Genomic DNA, 10,529 nt, shown 5'->3' on the forward strand with positions numbered 1-10,529 from the left:
GATATGCTGTCAAACGACCCTGCGGCCCACCCGCAGCCCTCCGCGGCGGAGACGCCGGAGGCGTCACTGCCGCACACGCCAGAGGTCGCGCCCGGCCTGGTGGAGGACGCACTCACGCAGGCGGCAGGGGGCGAACCGCCTGCCGCTGGAGCGCAGGAGGGCGACGCCCCAGGCTACGTAGCGCTGAAGTACACCTTCTTCACTCCAAAGCACGGGGACCTTTGCGGTGCCTTCTGTCTGATCTACGACGGACACAGCACGAAGACCGTCAACCAGACCCTGTGGCTGACGCGCGCGGACACCGAGATCACCTTCAAGCCCAGCGAGCCCTGGAGGTCCTTCATGAGGCTCCTCTCGCAGCTGGGGCCCTACGACGCGATATGGGGCGAAAAGCTCAACGCCATCCTGCCGGACCTCTTTCAGGAAGCCGACCGCGCGGAGCTCTTCGAGGAGGGCCGCCTCGACGCCAAGCGGGTGCTGCTCCGCATCGAAAACGATATCCGCCACGGGTTCGAGCGCGCCACGCACAACTTCTTCAACGTGGCCAGCGACGTGGAGTTTCTGACGCGGAAGGAGCTGGAGGAAGCGGGGCTGCTGACGCCCATGGAGAGCCCGTCCGGGGAGTCCGACGAGGCCGGGGGCGATGAGGAAAGGGCGGAAAAGCCCTTCGAGGAGACGATCGTTCAGTGCCTGCCCATCATCGATCCCGTCTGGGGAAAGGCGGCTTCGGAGCTCGCCCCCAACGACGTGGTGGAGGTCACCATCAAGAACAACGCGGGGACGGGCGGCCTGGTGCAGAAGTTTCTGGAGAGCACGAACCAGTCCCCAACCTTCCCCGTGGAGGAGATCGACCGTCGGAAGGACAAGACCTACATCTACCTGCGCATCAGTCCGGAGATCCTTGGACTGCTGACGCTGACAAAGGACCTGCGGCTGAAGACGAAGCGGGCCGTCGTCGAAAAGGAGCGGAAGGTGGTGGCCCTGGACGACCTCTTCTTCTTCGCCATGCTGGGGGTTTCGGTGGTGGGGCTCCTGCTGGCCGTTCGCTACCTCTTCATGTGACCTGCCCGCAGAGGCCCGATTTCCCAGCCCAATATCAAAGGCCCCCGGCGATGGTCGGGGGCCTTTGATATTTTAACTGTCTTTTCCTCGTGCGCTTCGGTCCGATCCGCAGGGAGGCCTCCGCTATCCGCGCTTCCGGCGCCTCACCAGTCCAAGGGCCGGGAGCGCCAAGAGCGCCGTGCCAAGCCCAAGGGCATCGCAGCTTCCGCCGCCGTTGTCGCCGCCGGCACCACCCTGGTCGCGGGGGCGCACCGTGAAGTTCAACAGCGGCGTCTGGGGCAGGATTCCTTTGTTGACGACATCGCCCGAGACGACCGACACCCCACCGCTGCGTTCATGAGAGAACTCGTAAGTCAGCGTGGCGTACTGTTCCGGGAACTTGGCGTTATCGTCCCCCCCCTGCTGCGTGGCCGTGACAGTAATGGGCGACGACGTCAGACGGTAGGGATAGGCGGTCAGGTCCAATTTGCCGTTAGGCATGCTGAGCGTGATGGCGTCTTTATTGGCCCCGCCGATCGTGGAAGTCCATACGTACACTCCGCGCCGATAATTGAGCTGGAGTTCTTCCGCCTTCTTAGCCCAGTCCTCCTTCACCTTCTTCGCTTTCTCCGGGAGGTAGTATTGCAGATCGCTGAAGTTGTCCAGGCTGCTCGCGGTCAGGCCTGGGAAATCCGCCGAGACGGCAGCCAAATCCGCAGGCGTGATGTCGATGGACACGGTGACCATCGCCTGGTTCCTGTAGGTGATCTCCGAGTAGTCGCCCGCGTCGATCCTGCCGTCCCTGTCGGTGTCTGTCACGTCGACGAAGAGATTCGCCCTCGTCTCAAGGATGAGGCCATCTCCCGTAAGGTCCCGGCCCGATTCCGTCGCGAAGTGGATGGCCTTCGGCATCGTGACGGAGTAGGAGAGGTCCACAGGATTGGGAGCGGTGTAGCCCTTCAAGACGGCCAACGCCTGACCCGACGGGGCGAGGACGCCCGCAACAAACGCCAAGAGAAACAGTACCGCATTGAACCTATTACGATACAATTCAATATCCCTCCAAGATTAAAGATAGACTGCTTAAACTTTACTACTAAAAAAGCAAAAAAACAACCTCTCTCTACACCAGGCGATCCGGAATCTCGTCCCCCGCCAGCAGGTCCTCCGGCGTCTCGCGCCGCACGATGAGGTCCGCCCGCCCGTCGCGGACGAGGACGACGGCGGGGCGGCAGAGCCGATTGTAGTTGCTGGCCATGGAGAAGGTGTAGGCCCCCGTGTTGAAGACCGCCAGCACCTCCCCCCGCCTGAGGGCGGGCAGGCGTGCGTCCTCGATCAGAACATCGCCGGACTCGCAGCACCTGCCCACGACGGAGACGCGGCTGCCGCTCCGGTCCGCCACCGCGTCGGGCCGCTCCGCCGAGACCGCCTCGTACACCGCGCCATAGAGCGGACGACGCGGGTTGTCCGCCATGCCGCCATCCACCGCCACGTAGGTGAGGCCCGGCAGCTCCTTGACGACCTCCACGCGGTAGAGGGTGATCCCTGCCTCCGAGACGATCCAGCGCCCCGCCTCGATGGACGCGACAGGACGCTTCAGTCCACGGGTCGCGCACTCCCGCTCCAGAGCCCCCATCATGGCGTCGGTGAAGAGGGCGATGGGGACGTGGGACTCCGACGGGTTGCTCCGCGCCCCATAGCCGCCCCCGAAGTTCAGCTCACGCAGCTCAAAGCCCAACCTGGCCCTCAGCTCCGCCGCCGCCTCCAGGACGCGGACCAGGGAGCGCAGGTGAGCGTCCGGCTCGAAGAGCTGCGAGCCCACGTGGAAGTGCAGGCCCAAAAGGTCCAGCCCACTCCGCGCCATCCCCCGCCGAACGGCCTCGAAAAGAAGGTCCCCCTCCAGGGGCAGGCCAAACTTGCTCCCAACCCGCCCCGTGTCGATGAAGGCGTGCGTGTTGGCGGAAACCCCCGGCGCGACGCGCAGCAGGATCCGCGCCCGCCGGCCCATCTCCTCCGCGAGGTCCGCCAGCACGTCGAGTTCCATCAGGCTGTCCACGACGATCCGCCCCACGCCGACCTCGAGGGCCGTCCGGAGCTCCACCTCGCTTTTCGCGTTGCCGTGAAGCTCGATGCGCTCCGGCGGGAAGCCCGCAGAGAGGGCCGTGCGGAGCTCCCCCAGCGACACGACGTCGAGGCCCAGCCCCTCCTGATCGACGATGCGGGCCATCGCGCGGGTGACGAAGGCCTTGCTGGCGTAGCAGGCGTCGGTCCCCGGCCAGCGCGACAGAAAATCCCGCCGAACCTCCGCGCACCGGGCACGGATCACGGCCTCGTCCAGGACGTAGAGGGGCGTTCCGAAGCTCCGCGCAAGCTCCACGCAGTCCGCCCCGCCCCAGAGAAGATGAGCCATCCAAACCCCTCCCGCTGCCGTTTTGAAGGCACTGCATCAACAAGAACACGCCGCTTGAGGGCGGTTGACCCCGCACCTAGAGCCTGAAGTCCCGAACGAGCTGCTGCGACCCGTCCGCCGTGGGGTTCGAGAGCCCCTCGGGGATGGGGAACTCGCCGAAGTTGTCCGACACCCCGACGCGCAGGGAGAGCAACGACTGCACGGCGCTCAGCTCCTGCAGGACGTGGGTGTCGCCCCTCCGGTTGTCCATCAGCCTCGACGAGTTCGTGACCCTGAAGGGTTCCTCGCCGAAGAAATCCATCCAGAAGGCGATCCGCCGGTTCACCTTGCCCAGGAGGAGCAGCCACCGCAGGAGCTCCATCTGAGAGAGTCCCCCCAGGGAGAAGAGCATGTGGACGAACAGGGACTTTGAGATCACCCCCTGAGCAGAGAGGTCGCGGGGCAGGGGCTTCTCCAGGTATTCCTCGACGCAGGCGAAGTCCGACGGGGTCTGAAAGGCCGACTTCTTGCTCATGCAGGCCAGGTACGCCGTCAGGAGCGCGGGCGACGCCTCCCGCGCGTTCTTCATCTTCGTGCGGATGTAGTGCCAGACGGTGAGCCCCGAGTCGATTTCGCAGGTCAGCGCCTTGGATGAGAACGGCAGGTACTGGTTCCGAAACATGGCGTCCACCAGCTTCTCGTCCACGATGTTCCTGTAGTGGACGCCCTCCGGGACCACGGGCACGAGGCACAGGGGAAACATGGGGTTGTAGGGCACGGTCCTGCGGCTCAGAACGCAGTCCCTGAAGTTGTCCAGCAGCGGCTGAAACGGGATGTTCCCCGTGTTGTAAAGGTAGAAGCGCGCCCCGGTGGTCAGGCCGGAGAGGAGCTTGTAGGTGAAATCCGTCTCGTTGGAGGCGTTGACCTCCATCGGGTTCGCCTTGTGCTTCAGAAGCCTCCTCATGATGTTCGGGTCGCAGGCAGCCATCAGCGCCGTGGAATCCCCATAACCCCGCGTATTGTAGTCCGCGTCCGCCCCAATGGAGAGGAGGCAGTCCACCGTCTGAGCGAACCCGCGGCGGGCCATCTCCATCAAAAACGTGTCCCGGCGTCCCGTCCCGAAGGAGGCCGAGTCGCACTTCCAGCCGTTTCGGGCCAGCTCGCCCACGACGCCCGCAAAGATGCGGTCCTTCAGGCCGTGAACCTCCCTGGGCTGCCAGCGGGAGACGCCGAAAATCTGAAGGAGCCGCGCGTCCGGCATGACGAGGAGGTCCGCCAGGAGCTCCCGCGTCTCGGACAGCTCCCGTGCCCGGATGATACGGGGTTTGATGGTTTCAAAATGAAGTTTTACAGCCGGCAAGGCAAACTCCCCCTCACGATGAAACGTCCTCCAGTACTCCGGCTCGCCCTCGAAGTTCCGCTGCGGCAAAAAAACGATCCGCGCCCCGCACAACTTCGATCGTCATGACGCCTGCCGGCACGGCCCTCAGATGTTATACTCAATGATAACACATTCCCCCCGCGCCGGCTCAAAAAGGCGCGGAGGATTGAGGAGAAATTATCGTTCCCGCAGCGATGCCGCACGGCCCACGAAACCTCCGCTGCGGCACGGGACACGACGCAAAGAGGGGCATTCCATGACGTTCACCCTGATCGACGAACCCGTTACACCATCGGCCGGAGCCCTGCGATGACGCCGCTCTGGGAGGACTTCATGCGCCTTGGGCCACTCGCCACCCTGCTCGTCAGGTTCCCCGCCGGGGACGTGGACATGTCTCCGGCGCTCCTCGCCGCGCTGCGCCTCACCCCCGACGCGAGGCCTCGAAGTCTCGAACAGTGGTGCGAGCTCTGCCATCCGGAGGATCACGGGCAGGCGCGGGAGCTGAACGCGGCCCTCCTGCGCAGAGCGGAGACGGCCCTGTCCCTGGCCCGGCGCCTGTACTGCGGGGACGGGGTCTACCGCGCCTTTCGACTGGACGCCTGCATCCGGCGCGGGGGAGATGGCGCTCCGCTCCTCCTGATGGGCGTCGAGACGGCGCTCGGCGGGACCTCGCCCGGGGAGCCCTCCGAGGACAGCTGGGAGCGCAGGATGCAGGAGGCCGCGCGCCGCATCGCCGAGGGGCAGAGGCGCTTCGAGGAGCTCCTGGACGAGGCGAGGGTGGAGGAGGCCTCCCGTCAGGACCTCGCGCTGTCCGCCCTGGTCGGGGCGATGCCCTTCCCCGTCAGCGTCCGCTCGACGCGGGACGGGCGCGTCCTGAACAGCCCTTCCTTCGCCCGCCTCGCCGACGCCTCCCCGCACCTCCGCGCCACGGCCGCCGCCCTGAGCGACGGAGAACGCCTGGAGGTCCGGGACCGCCACGGGCGCACCCGAACGCTCGAGGCGCAGACCGCACCGCTCGAGGCGAGGACCGACTGGAGCGCCGTCGCCCTCTCCGACGTCACGGAGGTCGAGGCCCTGGAGGAGGAGAACCTTCGCCTGCGGGGCCGCCTGCAGCGCATCGGCCTCCGCGCCGCGGCCGGCGTCCCGAAGCCGCCGGCGCCCAACCCCATCCGACTGACGGGCCCGGACGCCACCCCGGAAGCGGAGGGACTTCGCACTGCCCTGTCCGACCGGCTGTCCTCCGCCGTGCGCGCCATCTCGGAGAGCGCCCTCCATCCCGCCTTTCTGGCGGTGACGGCCCACCTCCAGGGCCTGCTTCAGTCCCTGCGGGAGACGGAGCTCACCGTCGGAGCGGTGGGCCTCACGGGAAGCGGCAAATCGACGTTCATCAACGCCATGATGGGCGAGCGGCTGCTGCCCGAGGAGACCCGGGCCACGACGAACGCGATCGTGCTCTGCCGCCGGGGCGGGGTCCGAGCGGCGGACGTGTTCTACCTCGACGGAAGGATCGAGCGCACGACGGGCCCCGACCTGACCCCGGACTGGATGGAGGAGCGCACCTCCGAACGCTGGAACCCCGGGAACGAACGGGGCATCGACCACATCGAGTGGAACAGTCCGGACGCGGCGATCCCCTCCGGGCTCGTGCTGGCGGACACTCCGGGGCTTGACGCCTGCGACCTGCCCCGGTACGGCGAGTTGACGCTGCGGCGCCTCCTGCCCAGCCTAGACATCGCCCTCTACCTCGCGCCGCTGCGCGCCCGCTTCAAGTCCGCGGACGTGGAGCTGATGCACTCGCTCCTGACGGGCGGCCGACAGGTCGTCCTGCTGCTGTCACAAATCGACCTCGAACGGGACGAGGTGGAGGCGGGCAGCATCCTCCTGTCCCGCCGCCAGAGGCTGGAGCGGGCCGTGGCGGAGCTGCGGGAGGACCTGCAGGAGGCCGGCGCCACTTCCTGTCCCATCATCCCCATCTCGTCGAGGCTTGCGCTCGACGGCTTTTTCCGACGCACGTCCCCGGAATGGGAGGGGTCGAACTTCGACCCGCTCATTCGTCAACTCACCCAGCTCCGCCGCCACCTCATCCGGTGCGGAACGGTCCTGCGCGGCCGGCGGGCCCTCTGCCTGCTGGAACGGACCGAGGCCCGCTTGGCGCAGGGGATGGCGGGGAGGCCCGGCGGAGAGCGGCAGGACGCGCGCTGCCGGGAACTGCGGGACGCTCAGCGCTGGCTCAACGCGGAGCTGTCCACGGTCCGCAACGAGTGGAGCCGATCGATGTCCCGTGAGCTGGACGTCGCCCGTTTCGCGTCCGACGTCCGGGACGCCGCCTCCGTCGGGGCGCTGCGCGACGCCTGCCTGCGCTGGGAATCGAGGTGGAGCGACGTCATCCGTCGAATGACGGAACGCATGGACTGGGCCAGGGAGGCGTGCCGCAAGGCGCTCCTGCGGCACGGTGTCTTCTCCGAGGCCCTCTCCGGCAGCCCCTCCCCCACCGCGCTCCCCGGCCTGGACCGGCACCTGCGCCGCCAGGAGACGGAGCTGCGCTCCCAGGTCCACGTGGAGCGGATCATCGCCGCCACTCGGGGAGAGGACCGGCCCCTGGAGGAGGCCAGGGCCGCCCTGATCCAGGACGGGGCCCCCGCCCTCGCCAGGCGGCTGGACCTGCTGCGGGACCACCTCAACTGGTGGGAGAACCACATGCGGGAGGCCTGCTGCGACCCCGTCTACCTGGAGCTGGAGCAGGAGGAGAAGGCCGCGGCCGAAGCGAATGCCCTCGCGGGGGAGGCTTCCGCATCGAGGGCCGAAATGACCGCCCTCCGCCTGCGCCTGATGGAGGAGGGCTCCAGGATCCGCGAGCTCCTGGCGGCGATCCCTCCCGTCCCGGAGCTATCCGACCTGCCCCTGCCGGTGAGGGATGAGCCCGTCCGGGACGCGCGGGGGGCGGGGATCCTGGCGTCCCTGTTGCAGGCCATGGGGGAGCAGAGGCTTCAGGCGAAGTTCTTCGCGCTGCCCGCCCTGGCCGGCGGACGGCAGCTCGTCCTGCTGGGGCTTCGGCGACAGGAAGGGCTCCGCCTGGCATCCCGGTTGATGCACGACGCCCGCCTCATGGAGGCACGAACGCAGGAGCTGGACCTGGAGGGGCGGAGCTGGCTCCTCCTGGGCGAGGGGGCCCCTCCCTTCCCCTGCCTGCACGTGCCGGACGCCCCCCTGCCCGGCGGTCTTCGGCTCCTGTCCGCGCCCGCCGACGCGCTGGCCGCCCCGCCCGACGGCCTCTCGTGGGAGGAGCTCCTGGCGGGATGGACGCCCATCGTCCACCTGGACCTGGCGCGCGTGGACTCAGGGCTCTCCGACCTGGCACGAGCCCCTTATGCGGCGGCCCTGGCATCCGCGCCACGCTGGGTCCTCGCCTTCGCCCACGGCGGGATCTTTGACCGAAAGCTCGCAGACCTCGTCGCGGACGTGCCGGAGCGCGTGGCGGCCTTCAGGGAGCGCAGGGGTTTTCGGGGCAGGATGGACTGGTTCGTCTACGAGAACTACGACGCCCGCTACACGGACTTCATCGAGTTTGGGCAGCAGGTCTCCGTAGCCTCCGACGCGGTGGACTTCGACGCCCTGGCCGCGCTGTGGCGCGAGAGCGGGATCGGCTTTGAACCGCCGTTCGACGAACCGGGCCTGCGGGCCGCGCTGGCCGAGGGCAGGGACAAGCTGAGGCACGACGTCGATCGCCCCATCCCCCGCACCGTCCGCGGAGGCTCGAGGGCGACGGAAGGAACAGGACAGGAGGGACTCTTCAATGCAGACAATGCAGGATCATGACCGGACGACCGGGTCCCCGCAGGCGGATCTGCCGCCGCTCGACCCGACGACCGAGCGGCTCGTCTCCGAGCTTGCGGCCCGGCTCCTTCCTCCGTTGACCCAGGCTCTGGCCCGGTCGGCGGCTCCGAGGGACCGGGAGGACGCGGCACAGGAGGTCAAGGCGGCGCTGAAGGACGGCCTCGATGGGCTGTCCCGCGCCCTGCAGGAGGACTTGCGGAGGGAGGCCGAGCGCCGTCAAGCTCTGCTTCAGCCCCTGGCCGCCGCCGTAGACGAGATCGCCTCCCTCAGGGTGTTCTTCGGCGAGGCCACAGGGTCCATCCGTTCTGCCCGAGAGGACGCCCAGGCCCTCGCCCGGATGCGCGAGGCGTTGTCCCGGCTGGAGGGTGCCGTCAAGGAAGGGAGCGAGGAAGGGCGGTCGTGCCGGCAGGCCTTGATCGCGCCCCTCGGCACGATCCTCGATGAGCTGTCCGCGCTCCGCGGGGAGGTCCGAAACGCGGGGGAGGCCCTGAGGGGCGTGAGCGCGCAGGGGAAGGGCGCGGGGGAACTCCATGATGAGGCCGCCAGGCTCCGGGGCCTGCTGGAGCGGAGCGAGGAGCGGGACCTCGAACGCCGGGAAGAGCTTAAGACCACAGCAGAAGCGGTGGCCCGCGCCGCGGAGGGCCTGCGAAGGGGCCTTGAGGCAGAGCGGGAGGCGGCACGGGAGGCCACAGGCGACACCCCTGGCGCCGAGGCCCTGAAACGGCTCATGGACGTCACCATCCCCAGCTGGGAGGGGATGCTGAGGGCCCACAGGCAGGCCCAGACCCGTGAGCTCGACGCCTTATCGAAAGAGCTCTCCAACCTGGAGAGCCAGACGAGCGCGGCCATGGGGCAGACGATTCAGGAGACCCTTCGGCGGGAGCTCGCCGCCCGCGAGGAGGAATGGTCCCGGCGCCTCTCGGCGGAACGCGCCGAGACGGCGGAAAGGACGCGAAAGCTCATCTGGATCCTGCTGGGCCTGGCGGGCCTCAGCGGGCTTTCGGTCCTGTGTGCCGTCGCGGCGTTGCTCCGCTGAGGCGGGGGCGATGGGCACCCCGGAGAGCGTACACGGCAAAGCGTGCCCCGATTCACAAAACGGGCCCGTTTTTTCTGCCCCCGCCCCTTGACAAAAGCTGACAAAGACGGTAATCTTAGTGCACACCGCCTTTGAGGGTTGGTAATTCTCTTTGTTTTAGGAGGCACTTTTTAATGGCTCAGGGTACCGTCAAATGGTTTAACGAGAGCAAGGGGTATGGGTTCATCACCGCGGATGAGGGGAAGGATGTGTTCGTCCACTACAGCGCAATTCAGGGCGATGGCTTCAAGACTCTTGCCGAAGGCCAGAAGGTCTCGTTCGAGATCGTGAATGGCGAGAAAGGCCCTCAGGCTGCTAACGTCGAGAAACTGTAGTAAGCCTCCTAGTATCCTTTCACAAACCGTAAGACCAGAAATGAGGCCCCTTGGAGGCCTCGTTTTTTTGCCTTTTATGCACCGAATCGCGTTTATACCAATTTGCGTCTAAAGGGAAAGAAAGGCCCCCCTGCAAGGGGGGCTGCCCCGAAGGGGCTGGGACTGACGGCCCGTGAGCGGCGGCGAACGGTAGCCGGAAGGCTCCCCGAAGGGGGGGGTAGGGGCGGCGAGTGTTTTTCATAAGACGCGCCTGTCTGACATTCCCCGTCAACGCCTCCACAAGGCAATCCATTGCCTTGCTTCGGCACAGCCGACCAACCGGCCGCCGCAATCCTCCCGAAAGATCGGCTTGCGTGAGGCCGGTCGTCTAGCCGAACCCCTCCGGTTCGCTGACGCGAACCACCTCCCCTTTCAGGGGAGGCAATCCATATTAAACGCGATTTGCTATAAGAGGGAGCGCCCCGGTTCGGGAGC

The 10,529-nt window shown here is 67.2% G+C and carries 7 protein-coding genes; 4 read left to right on the forward strand and 3 right to left on the reverse strand.

The genetic code is table 11. From position 1 onward, the window contains the following. Positions 1–3 precede the first annotated feature (3 nt). Positions 4–1,062, forward strand: a complete 1,059-nt coding sequence (locus ACK28C_RS11960; RefSeq protein WP_208873877.1) for a hypothetical protein — start codon at positions 4–6, stop codon at positions 1,060–1,062. A gap of 123 nt (positions 1,063–1,185) precedes the next feature. Here the strand turns inward: ACK28C_RS11960 and ACK28C_RS11965 are convergent, their stop codons facing one another. The 3 genes from ACK28C_RS11965 to ACK28C_RS11975 form a co-directional block, all read right to left on the reverse strand. Then, positions 1,186–2,091 carry a hypothetical protein gene (locus tag ACK28C_RS11965; RefSeq protein WP_208873876.1) on the reverse strand — a complete coding sequence of 302 codons (906 nt, stop codon included), beginning with the start codon at positions 2,089–2,091 and terminating at the stop codon, positions 1,186–1,188. A gap of 73 nt (positions 2,092–2,164) precedes the next feature. Then, a complete protein-coding gene (gene lysA / locus ACK28C_RS11970) occupies positions 2,165–3,451 on the reverse strand; it encodes a diaminopimelate decarboxylase (protein ID WP_409152239.1) in 1,287 nt (428 codons plus the stop codon). A gap of 76 nt (positions 3,452–3,527) precedes the next feature. Beyond that, the gene (locus ACK28C_RS11975; protein ID WP_409152240.1) at positions 3,528–4,790 is read right to left on the reverse strand and encodes a hypothetical protein; all 1,263 of its coding nucleotides are present in this window, start codon (positions 4,788–4,790) and stop codon (positions 3,528–3,530) included. 330 nt (positions 4,791–5,120) lie between these two features. Here ACK28C_RS11975 and ACK28C_RS11980 point away from each other — a divergent pair, with 330 nt between their 5' ends. The 3 genes from ACK28C_RS11980 (at position 5,121) to ACK28C_RS11990 (ending at position 10,055) form a co-directional block, all read left to right on the forward strand. After that, positions 5,121–8,627 (forward strand): dynamin family protein, encoded by a 3,507-nt coding sequence (locus ACK28C_RS11980; RefSeq protein ID WP_409152241.1) that lies wholly within the window; start codon positions 5,121–5,123, stop codon positions 8,625–8,627. Next, complete coding sequence (locus tag ACK28C_RS11985) at positions 8,605–9,681, forward strand: hypothetical protein (RefSeq protein ID WP_208873873.1); 1,077 nt, start codon at positions 8,605–8,607, stop codon at positions 9,679–9,681. Before ACK28C_RS11980 ends, ACK28C_RS11985 begins: the two co-directional genes overlap by 23 nt. Positions 9,682–9,854: 173 nt before the next feature. After that, on the forward strand, positions 9,855–10,055 hold the full coding sequence (locus ACK28C_RS11990; RefSeq protein ID WP_015557159.1) for a cold-shock protein: 201 nt from the start codon (positions 9,855–9,857) through the stop codon (positions 10,053–10,055). The last annotated feature ends 474 nt before the right edge of the window (positions 10,056–10,529 follow it).

It is taken from the genome of Fretibacterium fastidiosum (assembly GCF_964642095.1).
Lineage (GTDB): Bacteria > Synergistota > Synergistia > Synergistales > Aminobacteriaceae > Fretibacterium > Fretibacterium fastidiosum.

Bases quoted from the DNA above. Each gene is read 5' to 3' on its own strand.
- ACK28C_RS11960 (WP_208873877.1), top strand. From the start codon at position 4: ATGCTGTCAAACGACCCTGCGGCCCACCCGCAGCCCTCCGCGGCGGAG.
- lysA (WP_409152239.1), bottom strand. From the start codon at position 3,451: ATGGCTCATCTTCTCTGGGGCGGGGCGGACTGCGTGGAGCTTGCGCGG.
- ACK28C_RS11980 (WP_409152241.1), top strand. From the start codon at position 5,121: ATGACGCCGCTCTGGGAGGACTTCATGCGCCTTGGGCCACTCGCCACC.
- ACK28C_RS11985 (WP_208873873.1), top strand. From the start codon at position 8,605: ATGCAGACAATGCAGGATCATGACCGGACGACCGGGTCCCCGCAGGCG.
- ACK28C_RS11990 (WP_015557159.1), top strand. From the start codon at position 9,855: ATGGCTCAGGGTACCGTCAAATGGTTTAACGAGAGCAAGGGGTATGGG.